This window comes from Geobacillus sp. B4113_201601, assembly GCF_001587475.1.
In the GTDB taxonomy this organism is placed as follows: Bacteria; Bacillota; Bacilli; order Bacillales; family Anoxybacillaceae; genus Geobacillus; species Geobacillus icigianus.
Genome location: NZ_LQYX01000121.1, coordinates 347,659 through 347,877, shown reverse-complemented (window position 1 = coordinate 347,877; position 219 = coordinate 347,659). Strand labels below are relative to the sequence as shown.

Genomic DNA, 219 nt, shown 5'->3' with positions numbered 1-219 from the left:
TCGGCCAGCGTCTGGTCCGCTTGGCGCATCGCCGCGGCGGTGCGATAGAGCAGCTCTTCGGCTTCGTTGAGCTTTTCTTCATAGCACCGCAACCAATGAATCAGTTCGTCCCGCAGCGCTTCAATGGCAGGCGTGCTGACGCCGGGGAGGTCCATGGCGAGAGAAGAAAGTTCCCTCGACAGCGTCGTCCGCGCCCGCTGGCACGCATCTTCGGCATCG

General features: G+C 63.0%; 1 pseudogene. It reads right to left on the bottom strand.

What is annotated here, in order from left to right:
* Positions 1-219 (bottom strand): annotated as a pseudogene (locus B4113_RS20880) (hypothetical protein); the annotation flags it as partial.